This is a genomic window from Salinarchaeum chitinilyticum, assembly GCF_055390775.1.
On the sequence record NZ_AP043888.1, the window covers coordinates 2,467,222 to 2,488,933 of the forward strand.

A 21,712-nucleotide genomic window follows, 5' to 3' on the forward strand; every position below is an offset into this window, starting at 1 on the left:
CGTCAATATCTCTGAAAAAAGCCTGCTATCCTACCGCGCGACCAGGCTGTACGCCTTCTTCGCGACGTCCATCCCGGCACCGCCAGATTCGACGACGTAGTAGGGTACCAGCTCCGCGCCGAACTTGCTCTTGTACCGGCAGAGGCGCTCGGTGTTGGCACCCATCAGGTCGTAGGTGGTCGCGCCCCGTGGGGACTCGCTCGCGAGATTCTCGATGATCTGCCAGTGGACGAGACTGTTGACGGCCGTGCCTTCGTACGTCGCGCGGGCGCCGCCCTGCCAGTAGTAGGCCGCGTCGTCGGAGTACAGCGCCGTGACGCCGGAGAGGAACTCGTCGTCAGGGCCGCGAACGACGTAGGCGCGTGCGCGGTCGCCCAGCGCGTCGAAGAGATCGCCGACGTACGGCCAGGTGAGCCGGAACGGTCGATCCTGTTCGGCGTAGCGCCGGCTGGTCTCCTGGTAGATGGCTTCGGCGCCGTCGAGCCCCTCCCGCTCGACGGTGACGTCGAGGTCCTCCGCGTCGCCGATCTCGCGGCGGAGGCTCTTCGAGAAATTTTTGCGGATCGTCTCGGGATCGCTCCCCGCCGTGTCGAGCCGGTAGGTAAACGCGGTGTCGAGGTCCAGGTCCGACCAGACGTAGGGCCGGGGATCGACGTAGTCCGCGTTGCAGGTCATCCGGAACAGCGTCGTGCGCCCGTCGACCTGGAGATCCTCGAGAACGAGCTCCGCGAAGGTGCGATTCACTTTCTCGCGCTTGCGCTGCTTCGGACTCGCCGGCATCAGGACGGGGCCGAGCCGCGGAACGCCGCGGCCCGGTGGTGGGGAGAGCACCGCCGTTCCGACGGAGCGATCCTGCACGATTGCGGGGAGGAGCGCGACCGGCTGCTGGCCCTTGAAGCCGCCGTACAGTCGGAGTTCGCCCTGGCTGTGCTCGTCGAGGACGGCGAGTGCCTCGGGGTGGTGAAACGGCTCGAACCCACCACTCGGAAGTGCATCAGCCCACTCCTCGCGGGTCAGTCTGTGGAGATCCATCGAACGCGCGGAGCCACGCAGTACCGGGTGATTGTTAGTGCCGCGGTACCGCCCGCGAAGGCGTTCTGTTCGGGTGGTCCGTTACCGCAGTACGGCGAGTGCGATCGAGCGCCGAGGAGAGCGACTTCGCGCCGTCACTCCGGATGGTCCAGCCTGGCGTAGAGCTCGCCCGGCGAGCCGACCCAGGCGCCCAGCTCCTGGGCGCGCTCGATCAGGTGTCGGTAGAGCGTCGTGTGCCCCGGCCAGTCGCTCTCGTTGAACACGCGCGGATGCCAGAGCACCGTGGCGATCGCGCCCCGGTCCGCCGCCTCGGCGAGGACGCGATCGCAGGCGGCCCGCGCCTCTGCGGAGTTCTCGCCGGGGTCGGGCATCGCGACGTCCATCATCGTCAGCGGAAAGGCGACGAACGCGTCGTCGAACGGCCGATCGATCGTGTCACCGAAGTCGAAGCCGATCTCGCTGGAGGAGCCGACCGTCGCGTCGTAGCCAAGCCCGAGCGCGGCGTGGTGCTCCCAGGTCTCGGGAAGCGTCCGGTTGAGGTAGTGCTGGCGACCGCCCAGCACCGGCTGCCCGAAGGTGTCCTCGAGACGGCGCTTCTCGGCGCGGAGTCGCTGTCGGTCGTCGTAGGATTCGTAGGAGCCGTGGAGGCCGATTTCCCAGCCGCCGCGATCCAGGCGGTCCATCAGCTCGACGATCGAAGGATCCTCGAGCGAGTAGCGGTCTGCATAGAGCTGCCAGGCGTCGAGGTCGAACCAGTCCCGGATCGGCCGATCGCGGAAGAGCCGTTGCTCGTCGAGGAAGTAGAATGCCGATCGGACGCCGAGCTCGGCCTCCATCGCGAGCAGTCGATCGAACGTCCAGTTCGGCTGTCTCCCGGGGAGTAGGTCGAGGAGCTGTCTCGGATCTCGGTCCCGGAGCGCGTAGAAGCCCGCCTGGGCGAGCTTGTACGGCCGATCGACGTCGTGCGTCAGACAGAGCGCGAAGCTGTGGTCGGTGAGGAGGTCCTCGCCGACCTGCGGACCCCCGTCGGCGATCCGATTGACGACCTCTGGCGGATCGGTCCTCGGGTTACTCCCGCTCGCGGGCGGATCAGGCGTCGAGGCGGTCGGACCGGTCGTGGCACTGCCGACCGGAACGTCGACGTTCGCGGCGCCACCGTGAACGGTGTGGCGGACGTCCTGACGGGAGGTCGCCTCGTTGAGCGGCCGCGGCGGCTGCCCGTGCACGCGCTCGCCGGCCTCGCTCGGCTGACTCGCGGTCGTGCCACCTTCTCCTGCAGTCACGTCTCGCTCGGCAGCGCTCCTTTCTGTCTCACTGGCGACCCCGCCGCCCGATTCCGTCGGCGGGTCAGCTGATTCGCCGCTCATCGCGCCACCTCCTCGATCGTCTCGAGCATGTACGCGGAGACGTCGATCGTCTCGTCGAGGAGGTCGTCGCGTCGACGCTGCCACTGCTCCGCGGCGTCGGGATCTCCGGCCAGCTCGACGGCGCTCTCGATGGCCTCGTCGCCGTCTGTCGTCGACTCGACGAGGTCGAAGCGTTCGAGTTCGTGGAAACAGCCGAGCACGTCGCCCTGGCCGAAGGAGTCGACGCGGACCGACGGCGTCCCGAGGACTGCCGCCTCGATCGCCATCGTGTCGGAGTCGCCGAGGAACACTGCGGCTTCGGCGAGGAGGTGGTGGATCGCTTCGGGCGGCACCGGCACCGGCTCGCCGGGGAGGTCCGCCGGGGGCTCGCCCTCGCTGCTGACGTAGACCGGGCCGTGCTCGGCGAGCTCCGCGGCGACGCGGCGTTTCTGTGCCGGCGTGAGCCCCGCCTCGCCGACGTCGTGGTAGGCGCCCATCGAGACGAACCGGAGGACGGAGTAGGGCTCGTCGGGGTCGACGCCGTGTTCGGCCAGCAGGTCGGCGTCGGACTCGAACCGATTCGGATGGAGGTAGGCGAGCTCGTGGAACCCGTCGTAGGCGTGGTGGGTCGCGCCGAGATCCTGCTGGATGCCGGTGGGCGAGTGGACGGCGTCGGAGAGGGGCGCGAGCACGTCCGCCAGCTTGCCGGCGGTCTCGCTGTCGTGGAAGACGACGTTCGGCGTCCTCGTGAGTGCGGCCGCGCCGACGGCCGCGGGGTTGAGCTGGCTCACGACGACGTCCGGCTCGAACCGCCGGACGTAGTCCACCGTCTTGAGCGTCCGCAGTCCCCACTCCGGTCCGAGGGTCCACGTGGGCGCCCGCTTGCGGGAGAGCACCTCGTGCTCGATGCCGTAGGCGTCGAGCAGCTGCGTCGTCACTTCTTTCTCCCTGGCGGTGACGCCGACCGCGTGATCTCCGGCGGCCAGCGACTCGATCGCGTGCCTGAACAGGTGAACGTGGGCGGGATGCGTGACGTCGAAGTGAACGCGCATTGCGTCGATCGACAGGAGGGGCGAACCAAGCGGGGTTTGTTATGGTCGGGGTACTCCCCGTCGGTGGCCTGGCCGGCGATCCCCGTAGCACGCGATCCTGGCAGACCAGGTATGCCACCAGCTATCTCCTGACAAGGTGTTGGCCGACAAACACTTTCCCGGTGGCTGCCAACTGCCGGCCGAATGAGCGACATCGCGGACCTCTCGTTACCAGATCCGATCTTCTTCGGCCCGACGTTCGAGACCGTTCCGAACGCCGAGTTCACCGTCGAAGACGCCCACTACGTCCAGTCCGGACCGGACGCGGTCCAGTACGTCTTCTTCTGCTGGGTTCGCGACGCGCCGCTGGGCGACTTCGAGTCGGCAATCGACGGCGACGCCTCCCTCTCGGGCTGGTCCCGACTGGTCGAGTTCGACGACCGGGCGCTCTACCGGATCGTGACCACCTCGCGATCGGCGTCGACGGATCCGCTCGTGTTTCCGCTGGGCCGGCGCCACGACGTGACCGTCCTCGAGTCGCGGCGGGACGCGGACGGCTTCCACGTCCGCGTTCGCGCCCCGAGCCGCGACGCGCTCCGGGCGTTCGAGTCGGACCTCACCGACCGCGGCGCGACCGTCTCCGTCGAGCGAATCTCCCCCGAGATACGGGCCACCGGCGAGTCCTGTGAGATCACCGAGAAGCAGTGGCAGGCGCTCGCGCTCGCCTTCGAGCGCGGCTACTTCGCGACCCCCAAGGAGGTCACCCTGACGGAGCTGGCCGAGGAGTACGGGACGACCCGCCAGACGCTCTCCCACCACGTCCGCAGTGCGGTGGAGTTCCTCGTCGAGCGCGCGATCAACTCGCACGCGGCGCCGTCCGTCGTCGAGGAGTCCGCCTGAACGGAAAATCGGGGTTACTGCTTCGCGACCGACCGGTAGACCTCGTACAGCCGATCGGCCGTCGCGTCGACGCTCAACTCGGCGGCGACCCGTTCGCGACCGTTCGAGCGCTCACCTCGATCGACGATCTCGGCGACGCCACGGGCGAGTCGCTGGTCGTCGTCGTCGACGACGGAGGGTTCGACGGACGCGAGCCGCTCGGGCACGTCGCCGACGGGCGTCGCCACGACGGGGAGCCCCGACGCCATCGCCTCCTTGACGACGTTCGGTGAGCCTTCGCTCCTGGAGGTCAGGAGCAGGACGTCGGCGGCGTTCATGTACGTCGCGACCTGTTCGTGGGGAACGCCGCTGATCGTCTGGAGTTCGAGTCCGGCGTCGGCCTGTGCGCTCGCCGCTTCGGCGATCGCTTTGGCCCGCGGGAAGTCCTTGATCTCCCTGGCGGTGTCGTAGGGAAAGAGGACGTGCCGACGGTCGGGATCCCAGCCGACGGCCTGCTGGGCGGCACGCTGGTCTTGCGGAGCGAAGCGATTCAGGTCGACGCCGTGAGGGATCACTCGGGGCTCGAAGGGGAGCGCGTCGGCCATCTCGGCGGACATCACGACCACGTCGTCTGCCCGGGCTGCACAGCGGCGCGTGATCGGTCCGTAGCGACCCAGAAGGTCCGAGCCCCACAGCGAGACGAGCACCGGGAGTTTCGGCTGTGCGAGCGCTGCTGGCGCGGTCAGCCCGTAGTTCGCGTGGACGAGGTCGTACTCACCGAAGGATTCGCGGATCGTCGGCGGGAGCAGGCGGAGGTAGTCGACCACCGATCGGTTCGAGTCCGGGCCGTGATCGTTCGGCACCGGGATCGTCGTGAACTCGACGCCGCGCTCCTCGAGGGCGGCCACCTGCTGGGTGAAAAAGCGCGCCCGGTCGTTCGTCACGAGGTTCAGCACGCGCATCTTGGATCGTGATCGCTGAGGATCGAGGCGCTCGCGGCTCTCCGTCGTCGAAGCCACCGCTCTCACCCGTCGGTGCGCCGCGGGTCGGCGTCGAGCCAGTGCGAGCCGACCGCCGGCACGTCGCCGTCCCCGATCCTGACGTGGCGATGGTGCGTTCCACCGAGGTCGAGCGCGTTGCGCCCGTCGAGTACGACCATCTCCTCGAAGGCGGTCCAGTCGATAGTCCCGAACGCCTCGTGGTCGGTGCCGAGGATCGTCGCGTCGGGCGACGCCGCTGCGGCGCGCCGCATCGATACGGCGTCGACCGGGAGCTCGTCGAGCGCCTCGTCGTCGAGCACCGGGTCGACGGCGAGCACCTGCGTCCCGAACTGGGCGAGTAGCTCCGCGATCGCGATCGGCGGGCTGTTCCGCGTCTCCGCGACGTCGCCCCTGTAGGCCAGCCCCAGCAAGAGCACCGTCGCGTCGCCGAGATCGATGTCCCGGGCCGCGAGCTCGTCCGCGAGGCGGTCGACGGCGTACGCCGGCATGTCGTCGTTGAGCGCCCGGGCGGCGGGGATCACCGGCCCGTCGACGGCGTTGGTCTTCGTGAGGAAGTGCGGGTAGACGGGGATGCAGTGGCCGCCGACGCCGATGCCCGGGTCGAGGATCTGCGTGACCGGGATCGAGTTCGCGGCCTCGGTCACCGCCGCGACGTCGACGCCGAGTTCGTCCGCGTAGCGGGCGAACTCGTTGGCGAGCGCGATGTTGACGTCGCGGTAGACGCCGGCGAAGACCTTCACCGCCTCGGCCGTCGTCGCGTCGGCCAGCTCGATCACGTCGTTCTCGGTGACCTGGTCGTAGACCATCGCGGCGGCCTCAGTCGCAGCCTCGTCCGTGCCCCCCACGAGCTTGGGGTACGCGCGCCGGATGTCCTTCAGGGCGCGCCCGGAGCTGATCCGCTCGGGACAGAAGGCGACGCCGAACTCGGAGGCGTCGAGACCGCTGGCGGCCGCGAGGGAGGGTTCGAGCATCTCCGCGGTGGTTCCGGGCGGTACCGTCGATTCGAGCAACACCAGGTCACCCGGATCCAGTCCCGCAGCGATCGAGGAGGTCGCTGCGACCAGCGTCGCGAGGTCCGGTTCGTTCTCGTCGTCGAGCAGCGTCGGGACGACGATCACGTGGACCGCAGCCTCGCTGGCAGCTTTCGCCGGGTCCTGCACGGTGCGGAGCGCGCCCTCCTCGACGACGTCCTCGACGAGTTCGTCGAGGCCCGGCTCGCCGTCGACGTGGGAACGGCCCGCCTGGAGTTCGCGGACGACCTCGGGATCGACGTCCGCGCCGACGACGTTGCTCGACGCCTCCGCGAGCGTGGCTGCCACGGGGAGACCGAGCTTGCCGAGGCCGTAGACCGCGACCGGAATCTCCCCGTTCTGGAAGGAACGACGCCGGTGTTCGTCCGGTGCGAGCGTCCCGTAGAGTCGATCGACGGTGAAGACGTCGCTCACAGCTGGTTCCCTCCCTCGAGTTCCGCGGGCAGGTCGCGATGCTCGGCCGGCGTTCCGATCGCGAGCGTCCGTGCGGGCACGTCTCTCGTGACGACGGCACCGGCAGCGACGAACGCGCCCTCGCCGACCTCGACGCCCGGGAGGATCGTCGCGTTCGCGCCGATCGTGACGTCGTCGCAGAGCTGTGGCCCCTCGAGCCGTTCGTCTTCGCTCCGGACGGGCGTCGCGTCGTTCGTCAGCGTCGCGCCCGGACCGAGGAACACCCGATCGCCGAGCACCGACTGGGTCGGCACGTACGCGTTCGTCTGGAGACTGGCACCGTCGCCGATCCGGGCGTGGCCGTCGATCACGACGTTCGTGCCGACGAGCACGTCGTCCCCGATCCGGGTCGACTCCCGGACGACCGCGTGGTGTCCCGTCGAGAAGTTCTCGCCGACGACGACGTCCGGGTAGATCACCGTCCCGCCCCGGATCGTCGCGTTCGCGCCGATCCTGGGCGGCTCGCCCTCGACGCCGGCCGGGGAGAGGCTGGCCGTCGGCGCGACGTCGACGTTCTCGCCGTCGAGCTGGGCGGCGTCGGTCACGCGCACCGTCCTCCGGTCGCCGACTCGTCGGCGAACGTTCCGGGAGTCGATTCCGCGGCCCGTCCACCGCTGGCCACTGGTTCCTCGACCGTCGCCGGGCTCAGTGCCTCGGCGACCGATCCCGTCTCGGTCGATGCAATCGGGTCCGTCGCTCGCTGTGTCGCCCTCGTCATAGGTGAGTGCCCGCCGTAGCGGGGTGTGGCCGGAGCCAGCCCGAGCATCCGCTTTGTTATGCGATCCGTTCCCCTTGGATCGACGTCGGTCGCTCCCCGAAGGTCGATCCCGTCCCCGGAATTTCGTCGTCAGCGCCCGTCGCGAGCCTCGGACCAGCGTTCGCTCGGCCGTAGCCCCGTGCTACGAACCTCGAATCGGCGAAGTTCCCTGGTAACAGCCGTCTACGCCCTCGAACGGTCGCCTGGGTTTATTCGACGATCTCCCGACTGCCGTGTCGAATGGGAACCGTCGTCATCTCGGTGGACGCAGCGCTGGGCTGGAACTGCATCGACGGCCAGCCGCCAGCGACCGACCGCGTCGAGGCCGCTCGCTCGGGCTGGCGGACGACGCTGGCCCGTTTCGAACGGCACGATTTCCCCGCTACCTGGGGCGTCGCCGGCCACCTCCTGCTCGAGGACTGCGACGGCGTCCACGAACACCACCCGCTGGCACCCGGACGGTTCGCCTGCGAGCGCGAGGGCTGGGCGGAGCGCCCGGAGCTGCGCTTCGCGCCCGATCTGGTCGCGGAGACCGTCGACGCTGCGCCCGGGCACGAACTGGCCTTCCTGCCCTTTTCTGGCGTCGAATTCGGCGACGATGCCGTCAGCCTGGACCTCGCGAGAGCGGAGTGCGTCGGCTTCTTCGACGCGCTCTCCTCGTCACCGTCGGCCTCGCTGCCCGTTCCACGGACCGCGGCGTTCCTGGGCACCGACGTCGGCCACCGGGGCGTGCTCGCCGAGTGGGGATTCGAGTGCTACCGCAGGGCCGTCCCCGGGCGCAGCTCGTCGTTCTCGCTCCCGCGCTCTGCCCGGCGGCTCGCGAACGCGACGATCGCCGGGCCGCCGATCGTTCGCCCGACGATCGACGAGTACGGCCTGGTCGGGCTCCCGACCTCCCTGGATCTCGCGAGGCTCGACGGCGCCGCTGGCTGGCTCTCCGGTCGGACGATCGCAGACCCGGCGATCGCGGCGGTGAACCGTGGCCTCGCTCGGGTCGCCGACACCGAGGACGGCGTGTTCCACGTCCGGTTGCGGCCCGTCGATGTCGTCGACGATCACGGCGAGGCGCGCCTCGAGGCCATCTGTACCGCGATCGCGGACCGCCGCCAGGACGGCGTCGACGTGGCGACGGTGGGTGCCGTCGCGGAGCGGGCACGGTCGGAACCTCCATCGACGTGGTCCTACCCAACCACGTGACGCGGTCGGCCGGTGAATCCGCCGTCCGGTAGCGGTTCCCCGGCAGCCGTACGAACGGCTTATTCGCGCGGACGGATCGATCAGCAGAGTATACTCTTGACGCCAGCCGTTGCTTTCTCCGCACATGGGGAGGAGCTCTCGGTGACTGCAGCCCTGTTGCCGACCGGACGAGAGGCTGCGACGTACGCCTGCGTCCGGTCGCTCGCGGCGAGGAACGTCGAGCCGATCGTCGCCTCCGAGAAGACGGACGTCCCCGCGGCCGCCTCCCGGTTCGTCGGCCGAACGGCGACGTTACCCGATCCTCGAGAGGATTGTATCGCCTATCGAGACGCCTTGCTCGCACTCGCAACTCGTCCCGACGTCGAGACGATCCTCCCGATTCGCGCGGAGGACGGCTACGTCCTGTCGCGATACGCCGACGCCTTCGCCGAACACGTTTCCCTGGTCGTGCCGCCCTTCGACGCGATCGAGCGCGTCCACGACCGGCTCGCGCTGTCGGCGGCTGCGGAGGCGGCCGGCGTTCCCGTCCCGGAGACCCGATCCCTCGAGGAGGTCGAGGACTGGGACGGGCGACACGTCGTGAAGTCGCGGTACAACGTGCTCGGCGAAGCGTACTGTTCGGAGCGCGCCGGGGCCGACGTGGACGTCGTGAAGTCGATCGAACACGTTCCGCCCGGCACCGAGCCGGACGTCGACGCAGTCGTCGCGACGTTCGATCACGTGCCGATCGTCCAGGAGTTCGTCCCGACCGACGGCGAGTTCATGATCGCAGCGCTCTACGATCGCGGCGAGCCCGTCGCCACCTTTCAGCACCGTCAGCTCCGCGGCGACTCCTACACCGGCGGCGGTGGCGTCTACCGGCGATCGATCCACGACACCGAGCTCGAGACCGTCGCCCGCGACCTCCTCGCCGAACTCGACTGGCACGGGCTCGCCTGCATCGAGTACATGCGCGACGCCCGGACCGGCGAGTACGTCCTCACCGAGATCAACCCACGGTTCTGGCAGTCCCTGCCCGCGACTGTCCGGGCGGGGGCGGACTTTCCAGCGTACTACTGGCTCCAGGCGACGGGCCGTAGCCACGAGATCGACCCGACCTACGAGACCGGCGTCGGGAGCCACCTCCTGCACGGCGAGCTGGGGCACCTCCACAGCGTCGCTTTCGAGGACTCTCCGCTCGTCGAACGGCCGTCGTTCGTCCGCACGGCGGCAGTGATCGCCGCGTCCTGCCTCGCGGAGCCTCGCTTCGATTTCTTCCGGCTCGACGATCCCGCGCCGTTCCTGACCGGCCTCTCGCGGAAGCTCCGGAGCGGCAAGTGAGTGGTCTGGGCGGATGGAGCATGCTGCCCGGCGTAGCAGCCCCCTACGGCCGGCTACCCGGGTCGTAACAAAGCCCGATCCAGGGGCAGTCCCCGGCAGGATGTACGTTCCTGGCGACCGCACGCTCGACGTCCCGGAGGACGCCGAGATCGTCTACGCGAGCTGTACCCGACCCGGTCACGAGGTGCTCGAGTCCCTCCTCGAGCACGACGCGCCGGTGAGCGAGATCGTCTCGATCACGCCCGAGATGGCCGAACGCGGCTCGGTTTGCAAGTACCGCTCGTTCGCGGAGATCGCGGAGGCCCACGACCTCCCGATCTACTACCCGCAGGAGTACGCGATGGAGGATCCCGCCGACCTCGATCACTTCCAGACGATCGACGCCGACTGCATGATCGTCAACGGCTGGCAGCGCCTCGTGCCCGGCGAGATCCTCGACACGTTCGAGCGTGGCGCGCTCGGCAACCACGGCAGCGCCTTCGGGCTCCCGCGCGGGCGCGGTCGATCCCCGCTGAACTGGTCGCTCGTCGAGGACCTCGACCGATTCCTGCTCTCGGTGATCCAGCTCGATCCCGGGGCGGACTCCGGGGAGGTCGTCACGACCCGTAAGTTCGATCTGACGACCTACGACACGATCGAGACGCTCTACCACAAGGTGACGATGGCGATCGAGGAGATGCTCTTCGAGAGTCTCGGGCCGGTGCTTCGCGGCGAGGTCGAGTACGGCGAGCAGCGCGGCGAGGTGACGTACTACCCCAAGCGCAACCCCGAGGACGGCGAGATCCACTGGGGGAACACCACCCGCGATATCTACAACCAGGTCCGGGCGGTCACGGATCCCTACCCGGGTGCGTTCACCTTCCACGACGGCACCCCGGTCGAGATCTGGGAGGCGACGCCCTTCTCCGACGAGTTCGCGCTCGACGTCGAGCCGGGCGTGATCGTCGAGTCCTTCGAACTGGGTGACTTTGTCGTCGCGACGCCGGATGGTACGCTCCTCGTCACGGACTGGGAGGCCGAGGGCAGCTGGGAGCCCGCTCCCGGCCGTCGGTTCGAGTCCCGCGGCGAGCACGATCGCGTCGATCGCTACGAGCACCGCGAGCATCTCACGGGATCGGGGGCGCCCGATGCGTGAGGACGAGACGGGGGCCGGTGCCGGTGACTCGCGCAGCACTGGAGACGAACGTAGCGTCGGGGATTCCTGCAGCGACGGTGATCACCGGACCGACGGCGGCGTCGGGCGCTTCGATCCGCGCCAGACGTCGCCGGATCTCTGGCAGGGCGCGGCATCGGCCGACCCATCGGCGGGAATCGCCTACGAGCTCGACGTCTACGCCGGGCTGCTCGAGGGGCTCCTCGCACGAGGCTACGAGTTCGTCGGCTTCGAGGGCGCGATCGACGACGGCCAGATCGCGCTCAGACACGACGTCGACATCTCGCTGGAGCGCGCCGCGGCGATGGCCCGGGTCGAGTCCGACCTGGGGATCGCGTCGACGTACTGCCTCCTCGTGACGAACCCGCTCTACGACCTGCTCGCTCCGGACAGCCGTCGGCACCTCGGTACGATCCTCGAAGCGGGCCACGACGTCGGGCTCCACTTCGATCCACACTACTACTGGGAGGCCGAGCCCGTCGTCGACGATCTCGAAGCCTGCGTGCTCGAAGATCGCGCGGCGCTCGAACAGGCGATCGGGTTCGTCGCCAGCGAGACGGCGTCCGGAGTCGTCGACGATGCGGCGGGCGATGCCGCTGCCGAACTCCAGGCGATCGACGCCGCTTCGATGGACACGAGCGTGGCCGAGGTCGCCGCGACTTCCATCCACCAGCCGCCGGAGTGGGCGCTGGGAGCGACCTTCGACGCCTTCGAGAACACCTACGAACCCGCTTACTTCACCGAGGTCGAGTACGTCTCCGACTCCGCGGGCAAGTGGCGAACCGAGCGTCCCTTCGCCGCGGGCGTCCCCGACGCGATGCAGCTGCTCGTTCATCCCGGGCTCTGGGGGTCGAGTGACCGGCCGATGGCCGCGATCCTGGACGACCACCGTGAACAGTGCCACGAGCGGATCGAGCGGTACGTCGGCCCCTTCGGCGGGTAAACCGCTCTATTACAATGTCCGTTCCACGGCCGAGTCAGGCCAGATGACCGACGATCGGACCTTCGCGGACGCCGACGTAGCGGGACGTGATGCAGGATCGACGGACGAGGACGGCGAGACGTCGACCGATCTCACCGGCCAGCGGTCGGCGCCGCCCCAAACGGCGTCGACCGAACCGGGCGCCGGCGAGCGGTCCGCCGGTGGGACGATCGAGGTGCCCAGGCTCGGGACGGTCCTCGTCACGGGCGGTGGCGGGTTCATCGGCAGCCACCTCGTGGACGCGCTCGTGGCGTGCAACGACGTTCGCGTCCTCGACACCTTCGACACGGGAAGCCGGTCGGCGCTCCCCGACGAGGTGACGACGATCGAGGGCGACGTCCGCAACCGGCCGCTCCTCTCGGAGGCGGTGACGGGCGCCGACGTGATCGTTCACCTCGCAGCCCAGGTCAGCGTCGAGGCGTCGGTGGCGGATCCCCCAACGAGCCACGAGACCAACGTCGCGGCGACGCTCGACGTCCTCGAACTCGCCCGCCGCGAGGACGCCCGGGTAGTGCTGGCCTCCAGCGCCGCCATCTACGGCGATCCGGCGTCGGTGCCGGTCGCCGAGAACGACCCCAAGCGCCCACAGTCACCCTACGGCGTGGACAAGCTCGCCGCGGACAACTACGCCCGCGTCTACGCTGCCCGGTTCGACCTTCCCGTTACGGTCCTGCGATTCTTCAACGTCTACGGTCCCGATGCCAACGCGGGGGTCGTGAAGGCCTTCGCGGACCGGGTGGTCGACGGCGAGACGCTCCGCGTGCACGGCGACGGCGAGCAGACCCGCGACTTCGTCCACGTCGACGACGTCGTCCGGGCGACGCTCGCTGCCGCGACGACGCCACACACCGGCCTCGCCTTTAACGTCGGAACGGGCGATCGGATTTCGATCGTCGAGCTCACCGAACTGCTCCGCGAACGGTCGGCGGAGACCGTCGAGGTCGAGCACGCACCACCGCGATCCGGCGACGTCGAGCACAGTCTGGCCTCCATCGAACGGGCTCGCGATCTGCTCGAGTTCGAGCCACAGGTCGACCTCGCCGAGGGCCTGGAGTCCGTCCTCGAGGCGCGCCGCCGGGCGTCCTCGAACGCGGGATGAGCTGGCAGTGAACAGCTGGACACGGTCTCGCTGTTGTCAGCAGTATTTTCCCACTCCGGCAGGTGTGCAACGACAGTCGGTAACGCTCGGCCGACGGCCACCCGATAGCGAGTATGCCCTCGGATACCCCAGGCCCAGCGTCCGCGGGCGGGCGATCGAGACGAGCCGCCGGACCTCGGCAGGTGGGTCCTGTCGACGCTATCCAGTTCCTGGTGCTATTGCCAACGGTATCGGGAGACTACGGCCCCACACCCCTTCGAACAGTATAGTTTCAACTGGAGATCGATCGCGGGCTCGCGCCGATCGGCGCTCGTGACTGCCTAGTGGTTCACTACTCCTACACTGGGGTGGCTTTCTCCCGATCGTGGCGGTCTCGGTAGGACTCGTGTATCCGCTGGGACTGCCGGCAGTTTCCATTCACCATCTCGCCCGGTCGCCGAGTAGGACCTATTTACAGCGGGCCCTCTCAATGAACAGTACGGGCCATTAATACAGGTTGGTAGTATTGACGCTACTGCCACGGGTGGTATGTGCAATGTTACAACGACGAAACCGGTCGCCGAACTGGACGGGTGGTTCGGCGATCGGCGAGCGCAAACGGCGATTTCAGATCCGGGATCCTACACGGTCTCGCGACGCCGCCGAGGTCGATCTGAACGAGCATCGACGCCTCCAACCGGGACGAACTGCAGTGGAAACGACCCCCGATCATCGGTATCATACAGCAGTGACCCATCCATGAGTTCGACCGCGTCCGAGTCGGAGCCGATCGAGCCCGATCAACAGCTGACCACGTCGGAGCCAGCACAGGAATCCACGACGACAGTCGAGCCAGCAGATCTCTCGCTGGACGTCGTGTACGACATCCTGAAGAACACGCGGCGGCGTCGGGTACTCCACCTGCTCCACGAGGAGGACGTCGACGGTACGACGCTCGGCGATCTCGCCGAGCGGATCGCCGCCATCGAGAACGACAAACCTCGCTCCCAGCTCGACGCCCAGGAACGCAAGCGCGTCTACGTCGGCCTCTACCAGTGTCACCTCCCGCGCATGGACGACGCCGGCGTCGTCGACTTCGACGGCGACCGGGGTACCGTCGAACTCGGTCCCCACGCGGGCCAGGTGTACGACCAGCTCGAATCCGCGGAGGACGACTCCGAGCCCGAGGACTGGTCCACGTACTACGCGCTCTACGGCGTCGGTGGCGTGCTAACCGGTCTCGCGCTGGCGTGGGGCGCTCCTGCCGCCGCGCAGCTGTTCGTGGTCGGCCTGCTCGTCGCGGGCGCAGTCGTCCTCTCCGCGGTGCACCTCTTCACGAAACGACCCTGACACCCGGTCGACGGACGCCGACTTTCGGTCGTCGTCCCGTCCCCGCTCCTTCCGTTCGCATCCGACGCTCGATCCAGATAGCCGCGTCATCGCGGCGTTCGTGCAGCCACGCCTCGAGCGACACGCCGATCGGGAATCGGGAGTCCGTGGGCGTCCAGCGCGGGTTCGTGGAACCCGGTGGCTGCCGGAAGTAGCTGCCTGCTTCCGAGTACCGCGGTGAGTCGCTCCGATATCGTAGCAGACGGCTATCCAGCACCCCGTTATCGGCGGATCTCGCAAACGTCTCTATAACAATTCGGGGGCAGCGATACGGTTCGCGCGTTCCGATCGGGCCGAGAGCACCGGCCTGCGGACCTCTACACGATGATCTCAGCAACGATCCCCCCGACGATCGCCGCGCTGGAGGTGCCCTGACCGTGTGTGGCATCACCGCACGAACCGGCCGCGACGACGTGGTCGACGACCTCCTGAACGGCCTCGGTAATCTCGAGTACCGCGGGTACGACTCCGCGGGCATCGCACTGCAGAACGGCCACGGACTCGACGTCTACAAACGCCAGGGCGAAACGTCCGACCTCGACGCGGCCGTCCGTCGACGCCGCCCCAGCGGCGAGATCGGCATCGGCCACACGCGCTGGTCGACCCACGGCGCACCGACCGACGAGAACGCGCATCCCCACACGTGCTGTGCCGGCGACGTGGCGGTCGTCCACAACGGCATCATCGAGAACCACGACGAGCTCCGCGCGGAGCTCGAATCCGCCGGTCACGAGTTCACGAGCGAGACGGACTCCGAAGTCGTCCCGCACCTGATCGAGGCTCGGCTCGCGGCCGGCGACGACCCCGAAGCCGCGTTCCGTGCCGCGATCGACCGGCTCGATGGCAGCTACGCTATCGTCGCGATGGTCGACGGTCGCGACGCCGTCTACGCGACGCGCTCGGGCTCGCCGCTCGTGCTCGGCATCGCCGACGACGGCTACTTCCTCGCGAGCGACGTGCCGGCGTTCCTCGAGTACACCGACCGCGTGGTCTACCTCGAGGACGGCGACGTCGCCACCGTCACGGCGTCGACGCACACGATCACGGACGCCGACGGCGCGATGGTCGTTCGACCGCCCGAGACCGTGGACTGGAACGCCGAGGACGCCGAGAAGCGCGGCTACGACCACTACATGCTCAAGGAGATCGACGAGCAGCCCGGCGCCCTCGAACGCACGCTCGAGGGCCGCATCGACGCCGAGAACGGGACCGTCGAGCTCGAGGACTTCCCGCCGGGCACCTTCGAGACCGTCGAGCGCGTGCAGCTCGTCGCCTGCGGAACGTCCTATCACGCAGCAGCGTACGCACAGCGTCTCTTCTCCCACCGTGGGATCCCCGCGACCGCGCACCGCGCGGGCGAGTACACGGAAACCGGCGCGACGCTGGAGTCGGGCACGCTCGTCGTCGGCGTCAGCCAGAGCGGCGAGACCGCCGACACGCTCCAGTCGCTCCGGCGAATCGCCGACGCGGATATTCGAACCCTCGCAGTAACGAACGTCGTCGGCTCGACGATCTCACGGGAGGCCGACGACGCTCTCTACATCCGCGCCGGCCCGGAGATCGGCGTCGCAGCGACGAAGACGTTCAGCTCGCAGATCGCGACGATCCTCCTGCTCGCCGAGCGCGTCGCGGCCGACGTCGACGACGCCGGGAGTGAGGACTCGACGGCGGTCCTGGAGGCGCTCGAATCCCTGCCGGCGCAGCTCCGCACGGTCGTCGACGGGACGGACGCCCGGACTATCGCTCGTCGCGCGGACGGCCGCGACTCCCACTTCTTCATCGGTCGGGACGTCGCCCATCCCGTCGCCCTCGAGGGGGCGCTCAAGTTCAAGGAGATCACCTACGAGCACGCCGAGGGGTTCGCAGCCGCGCAGCTCAAACACGGGCCACTCGCCCTCGTTACGGAGGAGACGGCGATCGTGGCCGTGTTCACGGGCCGGCACGACGAGAAGACGCTCGCGAACGTCCGCGAGGTGCAGGCCCGGGGTGCGCCGGTGATCGCGATCGCCAGCGAGGACGCACACAGCGTCGTCGAGACGGCTGACGACCTCCTCCCCATCCCCGACACCGAGCCGGAGCTCGCTGGCCTGCTGGCGAACGTCCAGCTCCAGTTGCTCTCCTACCACGTCGCGGATCTGCTCGACCGCCCCATCGACAAACCCCGGAACCTCGCCAAGAGCGTCACCGTCGAGTGAGGCCGGGGGACGGGCCGTTTTTTGATCGTGTACTGGCTCCGCGGGCCGGCACCGCTTCAGGCCAGTGCGATCACGCCGAGATTGTGGATGGCGGCGAAGAAGGAGACGGCGACCGCCGGAAGATAGCCGATGTCGAAGAGGTGTTTCTCCACTCGCCAGTCGACCGTGTCGCGAACCGGGTCGGCGATCGCGAGTCCCGTCTCGACGGCGGCGACGATCACGGCGACCGAGACGAGGTTCGCGAGCAGCATGCCCACGCCGGGTCCGAGGGCGTCGATCAGTCCGGCGACGAGGGGGTTGCGCTCGTAGATTCCAGCGATCGTCAGCCCGTAGAGCGTGGTGGCTGTGTCGGCCAATCGGCCGAGGACCAGCGGCGCGACGTAGGGAGCGTGGCGATCGAACAGTCCAGACACGGGGATCGATGGAACGCTCGCGACAGGGCGCCTTCGTTACCGACTCGCTGTCGCCGACGCGCGCCACGACTGCATTCCCCAGCCTGGGATGCCGCCAGTCGGCCGCCCGTTGTCGCCTGAACTCTCCAGCTACCTGCCGCCGCCACTCGGGTACCCGTCGACGACGGCCCGGTATCCCGCGCCAACGTACGGGGTAATCACCACCACGTACGTCGGTAGCCGACCGCCGAAACGTCGGTAATTCGGCCGTAGCAGCCCGTTCCAGTCGGGAAGCACTGTATAACGAACAACGGGGCTCCCCACCGAACTGCCATGTCCCAGTCAGGCGACGCGTCGGACGGACGATGCCAGCGATGTGGAACCTCCGTCAGCACCCGATTCCGCAGGGTCTTCGGCGGGAACGACGAGACGGTCCACGGCTGCGTGGAGTGTATGACCCTCTCGGAGCTCTGCGAGGGGCAGGCTGCACTGGGCAAGGAAGCGAGCGCGCCGACCGTCGAGTAACGGGACAGGCTCGGACGAGTTCGGTTCCGGGGCGGACGCCGTATGGGCCTGCCGAGGCGTCTGCAGGTTCCCCACGCATTCCAGCGTGTGCTACGCTGTCGGCGGGGCTGTAGACTGGACGATTCACGAACAGCGCAGATTCTCTGCTTTTCCCGACGGTCCGGCTGCTCACGGAAAGCGAACTCCGATCGCCACGCCCCGGCAGGAAGGTTCCATCCGATCGACACGCAGCCGTGGACTGGAAAGCCGTTCCACTGCTCGAGCGATCACAGCAGTGCCGTCGTACGCGATCGGTCGACGTCCGATCTCACTCCTTCACTCACTCACTCTCTCTCTCTCGATCGCTACGATTCGGTGCCGGCCACCCGGTAGACTTCCAGATCGCCGTTGGAGATCACGCGCGAGATCGCGGGATCGCGCTCGAGCCGGTCGAACCCTTCCTGTTTGTACCGGAGCCCCTCGTAGAGTTCGACCTCCCGCTGGTAGTCGCCGTCGTCGATCGTGAGGTAGCGATCCTCCTCGTAGGCCGTGGTCAGGTTCGTGTTGAACACCGGACCGCTCACCCCATCGGTCGCGTCGAGCGCGGGCGTGGTGTCGGCGGTTTCCGTGCCGTAGATCGCGTCGACGTAGCGTCTCGGTCCGCCGCGGATCCCCAGGACGACGGTGTCGCCCTGGCGGTACTCGAACGTCGTCTCGTACCCCTCGACCGAGCCCTCGGTGACCTGCTGGTTCGACTTGTACATGTAGGGGCTCTGGTGGAAGCCGGCAGCCTGGACGACGAGCATCACTGCGAACAGCGTGCAGATGGCGACGGCGACCGTCCGTCCGGAGCTCCTGACGCCCAGCGATTCGACGGACTCCGCGATCGCGACGGCGCCGAGGATCGTGATCGGGACCGCGAGGAAGCCGAGGAAGCGGAAGTAGTGGTCGCCCTGGTCGGCGACGAACACGAACGCCATCAGCAGTCCCGGCGGAATTAACCCGGCCACGAGGTAGGTCACGAGCGCGTCGCGCGTGGTCGGCCGCGCGTCGCTCCGGAACGTCCGCAGGGCCAGCAGCGCCGCGAGGACGCCGAAGACGACGGTGACGGCGAACAGCTTGAGGAAGAGGACTTCGACGCTCCCGCCGACGGCTTGCAGCGAGCTCGACCACGTCCCCGCCTGCTGGACGGTCTGTGGTCCCTCGCCGAGCAGTCCGGTGATCACGTACTCCGTCCGGCCGCGTGCCCGTGGATGTCTGAACGTCCACACCAGGAAGGCCAGCCCAACGACGACGGTGTGGACCCGGATCGAGTGGTGGCTCGCGATCGGGTGATCGGGGTACCACCGCCGGTAGCAGTACTGCACCACCGCGATCGCGAGCAACATCGCGACGAGATCCATCGTCTCCTGGGGGTGATAGAAGACGAGCGCGATCGCCGCGATCCCGAACGCGACGCTGCTGGCCGAAAACAGCGAGCGCGCGCTCACCTCCGCCGTGAGATACCGGATCATCAGGTAGATCACGAACGGGACCAGCATGATCGCCATGCTCGATGGGTGCGCCATCGGGTGGATCGTGAGCCCGTTGATCGGCACGAACAACAGCCCCGAGAGGAGGCCGATCGTCGCCGCCCACGGCCGATCCGAGACGACCGAGACGTTGAGGCTCACGAACGTCACGAACGCCAGCGGGAAGACGGTGAGCGGCAAGAGGAGCAGCGCTCGCCGGAGTTCGATACCGGCGACGTGACCGAAGACGATGCCGCCGAGGTGAATCCCGGGATAGAGACTCTGGAGTGGCCCCCACGTCCCGCGATCCATCTCCTTCGCCCAGCCCAGGTGGGTCAGCGAGTCGCCCGCGCCGTAGAAGTAGTAGCCCCTGATCGCGGGTAGCGCGAGCACCGAGACGACCGCGACCGCGACGAGCAGGTGCGCGGCGTCCCGCCGCCGGCGCGAGGCCGTCACCGCGACCCAGCCGCCGATCAGCGTTGCGAGACCGATCGCCATCCAGTAGGCGATCGGCGTGGCCCGGTAGATCGACTGTTCGTAGCCGGTCGCGGGCGAGCGATACGCCATCGCGATTCCGATTGCGAGCGCCAGAAACCCGACAGCGAGCGCGAGCTTCTGCGTGGTTCCCCGTCGCGTCGCTCCCCCGCTGTTCCGTCCAGCATGTTCCACGTGCATTGTATCCTCTGCGCGGCGTCGTGCCGCGCGAGCTGGCTGTCACTGCCGAGGTAGCGACCTTTGTAATGCCGCTGGTACGGGGAGTAGGACCGTCGTACCCTCCGCAGTCCACTGATTCGAGCATTCGGCCCGACCCGCTCACTGTCGTCGGCTCGGGTCACTCAACGGGCGTCGGTCAGGTCACAGACGAGCTCCGCCTCGGCGATGACGAACTCTTCGCGCCAGATGCACTCCTCTTCTGGCGGGAGAAACAGGCAGTGTTCGCTGCCGCGCTGCTCGACCGAGATGACCTCCCAGGTTTCGCCGCGGTACCCGAGGTCACGCTGAGGGTGCGGATCGTCGGCCACCGCCTCCCATTCGGACTCGGTCACCACGACGATACACCTCTTCGCGCGGAGGGGGTTCTCGCCCACCCTACTGCTGGTAACGTCCTGATACCCGAGCCACAAGCACAGCTACGCGGAGCCTTCCGGACTGCACTGCCACAGAGCCGTCGATGCATATCCCGGTAGGCAGGAGTTACCTACGTAAACGTAGTGGCACGTTTCGGCCGAACGCTGGCGACGTGGAGCTGTTGGCGTTCCACGTCCGTGCCAGCTTCCTACGGATAGCTACCATTCCCCGTTAACACAAGCGCCGGATCGGCTTAATTCGAGTAGGACGCGGTCCCTGGCCGCTGGCGCGCAGGGGATCGGGTCGTGCACAGGGCCACGAGGGGCGGCGCTCCGTGGAAGGCCCGCGTTGTGTGCTATCAACCGACACAAATCATTAGGGGGCCGACCACGTTGCTACGACAACAGGTCGATCAGCCAGTGCCATCCCAACCGAATCGACTACCGGCTGTGAGGTGATCGTACGATGGACGCAACCGTCTCAGTCGACGAGCTCCTCCAGGCGCTCGCGAACTCGCATCGCCGGATCGTGCTCAGGGAACTCGCGACGCGACCCGCCGAGGAGTGTCCCGTCAGCGTTCTCGAAGAGACGGTGCTCGACGGAATCGACCGCTCACCGCCCCCGGTCCGAACGCGATCGGAGATCGCGATCCAGCTCCGCCACGTCCACCTCCCCACGCTCGACGACGTCGGACTCTGTGACTACGATGCCGACCGCGAGCGCGTCGCGTACGTTCCCGACGAGTTCGCCGAGTCACTCCTCGAGCGCATCGACCAGCGATCGCGAACGAACCAGCTCCACTGAGACCCCGCAGGCCGCTCGGTAGCCGATCAATACTATTCACTGCTGGCCGCCCAGGTTCCCCAAATGACCTGTTCGAACTGCAACGGTGGAGCCGTTGCGCCGGTCACGGTCGTGTTTCCGCGCGAGGACAAACGGGTCTCCGTCGCCCTGTGTGACGGCTGCCGCGCTGCACTCGAGGCTGCGCCGCGGTGTACGGTCGAACGGCCGGCGATGCAGGACGTTGGCGAGTGAGAGTCTGTCCTGACAGCGGACAGTAGAACTGGAGACGGCGGCCACGGGAAACGGTCCCGTCCGCTCGCATGGCTCTCGACGGCATCGGTCGGAACTCCGACACACGTCGTGAACGGCCTATCGATACGGTGCTCCGTCGACCCGCACGCGCTCCCCCGGTGCGACGGTTACCTCGTGCCCGTCGACCTCGAACTCGAGCTCCCAGTCGGCGCCGTCGTGGTCGCCCATGGCGTCGAGTGCGTCGGTATCGATCGCGTCACCGAGTCTGAACTCGAGTTCCATCGGATCGACGTCGCGTGCGTCTGCGAGAGAGCGGACGACGCGAACCGAGAGCGGCGTCCGCGAAGCATCACCCATC

General features: G+C 68.1%; 21 protein-coding genes. 11 read left to right on the top strand and 10 right to left on the bottom strand.

Annotated features, from left to right (window positions below):
* Positions 1–30: 30 nt before the first annotated feature.
* From ACZ5KP_RS11895 to ACZ5KP_RS11905, 3 genes are all read right to left on the bottom strand, one after another.
* Positions 31–1,032, bottom strand: a complete 1,002-nt coding sequence (locus ACZ5KP_RS11895) for a GNAT family N-acetyltransferase (RefSeq protein ID WP_460917856.1) — start codon at positions 1,030–1,032, stop codon at positions 31–33.
* Between the two features lie 134 nt (positions 1,033–1,166).
* The gene (locus ACZ5KP_RS11900) at positions 1,167–2,399 is read right to left on the bottom strand and encodes a polysaccharide deacetylase family protein (RefSeq protein ID WP_460917858.1); all 1,233 of its coding nucleotides are present in this window, start codon (positions 2,397–2,399) and stop codon (positions 1,167–1,169) included.
* Positions 2,396–3,430, bottom strand: a complete 1,035-nt coding sequence (locus tag ACZ5KP_RS11905) for a DUF354 domain-containing protein (RefSeq protein ID WP_460917860.1) — start codon at positions 3,428–3,430, stop codon at positions 2,396–2,398. The genes ACZ5KP_RS11900 and ACZ5KP_RS11905 overlap by 4 nt, the downstream gene beginning before the upstream one ends.
* A 183-nt stretch (positions 3,431–3,613) precedes the next feature.
* Between ACZ5KP_RS11905 and ACZ5KP_RS11910 the strand changes: the two genes are divergently transcribed.
* Positions 3,614–4,309: a helix-turn-helix domain-containing protein gene (locus ACZ5KP_RS11910; protein WP_460917861.1), complete on the top strand. Its 696-nt coding sequence runs from the start codon at positions 3,614–3,616 to the stop codon at positions 4,307–4,309.
* 14 nt (positions 4,310–4,323) lie between these two features.
* Here the strand turns inward: ACZ5KP_RS11910 and ACZ5KP_RS11915 are convergent, their stop codons facing one another.
* The 3 genes from ACZ5KP_RS11915 to ACZ5KP_RS11925 are packed head-to-tail and all read right to left on the bottom strand — an operon-like array spanning position 4,324 to position 7,318.
* The gene (locus ACZ5KP_RS11915; RefSeq protein ID WP_460917863.1) at positions 4,324–5,307 is read right to left on the bottom strand and encodes a glycosyltransferase; all 984 of its coding nucleotides are present in this window, start codon (positions 5,305–5,307) and stop codon (positions 4,324–4,326) included.
* A gap of 5 nt (positions 5,308–5,312) precedes the next feature.
* On the bottom strand, positions 5,313–6,734 hold the full coding sequence (locus ACZ5KP_RS11920; protein ID WP_460917865.1) for a nucleotide sugar dehydrogenase: 1,422 nt from the start codon (positions 6,732–6,734) through the stop codon (positions 5,313–5,315).
* Entirely contained in the window at positions 6,731–7,318 is a 588-nt protein-coding gene (locus tag ACZ5KP_RS11925; RefSeq protein ID WP_460917866.1) for an acyltransferase, read from the bottom strand. The genes ACZ5KP_RS11920 and ACZ5KP_RS11925 overlap by 4 nt, the downstream gene beginning before the upstream one ends.
* Before the next feature lie 452 nt (positions 7,319–7,770).
* Here ACZ5KP_RS11925 and ACZ5KP_RS11930 point away from each other — a divergent pair, with 452 nt between their 5' ends.
* The 7 genes from ACZ5KP_RS11930 to glmS all read left to right on the top strand — a co-directional run bounded on the left by ACZ5KP_RS11930 (position 7,771) and on the right by glmS (position 16,844).
* A complete protein-coding gene (locus ACZ5KP_RS11930; RefSeq protein WP_460917868.1) occupies positions 7,771–8,727 on the top strand; it encodes a polysaccharide deacetylase family protein in 957 nt (318 codons plus the stop codon).
* A 141-nt stretch (positions 8,728–8,868) separates the two neighbouring features.
* A complete protein-coding gene (locus ACZ5KP_RS11935) occupies positions 8,869–10,047 on the top strand; it encodes a carboxylate--amine ligase (RefSeq protein ID WP_460917870.1) in 1,179 nt (392 codons plus the stop codon).
* Between the two features lie 100 nt (positions 10,048–10,147).
* Positions 10,148–11,182 (top strand): methionyl-tRNA formyltransferase, encoded by a 1,035-nt coding sequence (locus ACZ5KP_RS11940; RefSeq protein ID WP_460917871.1) that lies wholly within the window; start codon positions 10,148–10,150, stop codon positions 11,180–11,182.
* On the top strand, positions 11,175–12,143 hold the full coding sequence (locus ACZ5KP_RS11945; RefSeq protein ID WP_460917872.1) for a polysaccharide deacetylase family protein: 969 nt from the start codon (positions 11,175–11,177) through the stop codon (positions 12,141–12,143). The genes ACZ5KP_RS11940 and ACZ5KP_RS11945 overlap by 8 nt, the downstream gene beginning before the upstream one ends.
* 43 nt (positions 12,144–12,186) lie before the next feature.
* Positions 12,187–13,281 carry an NAD-dependent epimerase/dehydratase family protein gene (locus ACZ5KP_RS11950; RefSeq protein ID WP_460917874.1) on the top strand — a complete coding sequence of 365 codons (1,095 nt, stop codon included), beginning with the start codon at positions 12,187–12,189 and terminating at the stop codon, positions 13,279–13,281.
* 738 nt (positions 13,282–14,019) lie between these two features.
* Positions 14,020–14,610, top strand: a complete 591-nt coding sequence (locus ACZ5KP_RS11955; protein ID WP_460917876.1) for a DUF7344 domain-containing protein — start codon at positions 14,020–14,022, stop codon at positions 14,608–14,610.
* Positions 14,611–15,026: 416 nt separating this feature from the next.
* Positions 15,027–16,844, top strand: coding sequence for a glutamine--fructose-6-phosphate transaminase (isomerizing) (gene glmS, locus ACZ5KP_RS11960; RefSeq protein WP_460917877.1), 1,818 nt, complete (start codon positions 15,027–15,029; stop codon positions 16,842–16,844).
* Between the two features lie 56 nt (positions 16,845–16,900).
* Here glmS and ACZ5KP_RS11965 read toward each other — a convergent pair whose 3' ends face one another.
* The gene (locus ACZ5KP_RS11965; RefSeq protein WP_460917878.1) at positions 16,901–17,257 is read right to left on the bottom strand and encodes a DUF5658 family protein; all 357 of its coding nucleotides are present in this window, start codon (positions 17,255–17,257) and stop codon (positions 16,901–16,903) included.
* Between the two features lie 312 nt (positions 17,258–17,569).
* Here ACZ5KP_RS11965 and ACZ5KP_RS11970 point away from each other — a divergent pair, with 312 nt between their 5' ends.
* Positions 17,570–17,761: a DUF7563 family protein gene (locus ACZ5KP_RS11970; protein WP_460917879.1), complete on the top strand. Its 192-nt coding sequence runs from the start codon at positions 17,570–17,572 to the stop codon at positions 17,759–17,761.
* A 344-nt stretch (positions 17,762–18,105) separates the two neighbouring features.
* On the opposite strand, the gene ACZ5KP_RS11975 is transcribed toward ACZ5KP_RS11970, so the two are convergent.
* Together ACZ5KP_RS11975 and ACZ5KP_RS11980 are read right to left on the bottom strand one after the other, a co-directional pair.
* Positions 18,106–19,926 (bottom strand): hypothetical protein, encoded by a 1,821-nt coding sequence (locus ACZ5KP_RS11975; RefSeq protein ID WP_460917881.1) that lies wholly within the window; start codon positions 19,924–19,926, stop codon positions 18,106–18,108.
* Positions 19,927–20,087: 161 nt separating this feature from the next.
* Positions 20,088–20,297, bottom strand: coding sequence for a hypothetical protein (locus ACZ5KP_RS11980; RefSeq protein WP_464761839.1), 210 nt, complete (start codon positions 20,295–20,297; stop codon positions 20,088–20,090).
* A 487-nt stretch (positions 20,298–20,784) separates the two neighbouring features.
* On the opposite strand from ACZ5KP_RS11980, the gene ACZ5KP_RS11985 reads away from it, so the two are divergent.
* Together ACZ5KP_RS11985 and ACZ5KP_RS11990 are read left to right on the top strand one after the other, a co-directional pair.
* A complete protein-coding gene (locus tag ACZ5KP_RS11985) occupies positions 20,785–21,123 on the top strand; it encodes a DUF7344 domain-containing protein (protein ID WP_460917883.1) in 339 nt (112 codons plus the stop codon).
* Between the two features lie 63 nt (positions 21,124–21,186).
* Entirely contained in the window at positions 21,187–21,354 is a 168-nt protein-coding gene (locus ACZ5KP_RS11990; protein WP_460917885.1) for a hypothetical protein, read from the top strand.
* Between the two features lie 117 nt (positions 21,355–21,471).
* Here the strand turns inward: ACZ5KP_RS11990 and ACZ5KP_RS11995 are convergent, their stop codons facing one another.
* On the bottom strand, positions 21,472–21,711 hold the full coding sequence (locus tag ACZ5KP_RS11995) for a HalOD1 output domain-containing protein (RefSeq protein WP_460917886.1): 240 nt from the start codon (positions 21,709–21,711) through the stop codon (positions 21,472–21,474).
* Between the last annotated feature and the right edge of the window lies 1 nt (position 21,712).

Bases quoted from the DNA above. Each gene is read 5' to 3' on its own strand.
- ACZ5KP_RS11945 (WP_460917872.1), top strand. From the start codon at position 11,175: ATGCGTGAGGACGAGACGGGGGCCGGTGCCGGTGACTCGCGCAGCACT.
- ACZ5KP_RS11990 (WP_460917885.1), top strand. From the start codon at position 21,187: ATGACCTGTTCGAACTGCAACGGTGGAGCCGTTGCGCCGGTCACGGTC.
- ACZ5KP_RS11955 (WP_460917876.1), top strand. From the start codon at position 14,020: ATGAGTTCGACCGCGTCCGAGTCGGAGCCGATCGAGCCCGATCAACAG.
- ACZ5KP_RS11930 (WP_460917868.1), top strand. From the start codon at position 7,771: ATGGGAACCGTCGTCATCTCGGTGGACGCAGCGCTGGGCTGGAACTGC.
- ACZ5KP_RS11900 (WP_460917858.1), bottom strand. From the start codon at position 2,399: ATGAGCGGCGAATCAGCTGACCCGCCGACGGAATCGGGCGGCGGGGTC.
- ACZ5KP_RS11910 (WP_460917861.1), top strand. From the start codon at position 3,614: ATGAGCGACATCGCGGACCTCTCGTTACCAGATCCGATCTTCTTCGGC.
- ACZ5KP_RS11995 (WP_460917886.1), bottom strand. From the start codon at position 21,711: ATGGGTGATGCTTCGCGGACGCCGCTCTCGGTTCGCGTCGTCCGCTCT.
- ACZ5KP_RS11985 (WP_460917883.1), top strand. From the start codon at position 20,785: ATGGACGCAACCGTCTCAGTCGACGAGCTCCTCCAGGCGCTCGCGAAC.
- ACZ5KP_RS11950 (WP_460917874.1), top strand. From the start codon at position 12,187: ATGACCGACGATCGGACCTTCGCGGACGCCGACGTAGCGGGACGTGAT.
- ACZ5KP_RS11940 (WP_460917871.1), top strand. From the start codon at position 10,148: ATGTACGTTCCTGGCGACCGCACGCTCGACGTCCCGGAGGACGCCGAG.
- ACZ5KP_RS11905 (WP_460917860.1), bottom strand. From the start codon at position 3,430: ATGCGCGTTCACTTCGACGTCACGCATCCCGCCCACGTTCACCTGTTC.
- ACZ5KP_RS11970 (WP_460917879.1), top strand. From the start codon at position 17,570: ATGTCCCAGTCAGGCGACGCGTCGGACGGACGATGCCAGCGATGTGGA.
- ACZ5KP_RS11895 (WP_460917856.1), bottom strand. From the start codon at position 1,032: ATGGATCTCCACAGACTGACCCGCGAGGAGTGGGCTGATGCACTTCCG.
- ACZ5KP_RS11975 (WP_460917881.1), bottom strand. From the start codon at position 19,926: ATGCACGTGGAACATGCTGGACGGAACAGCGGGGGAGCGACGCGACGG.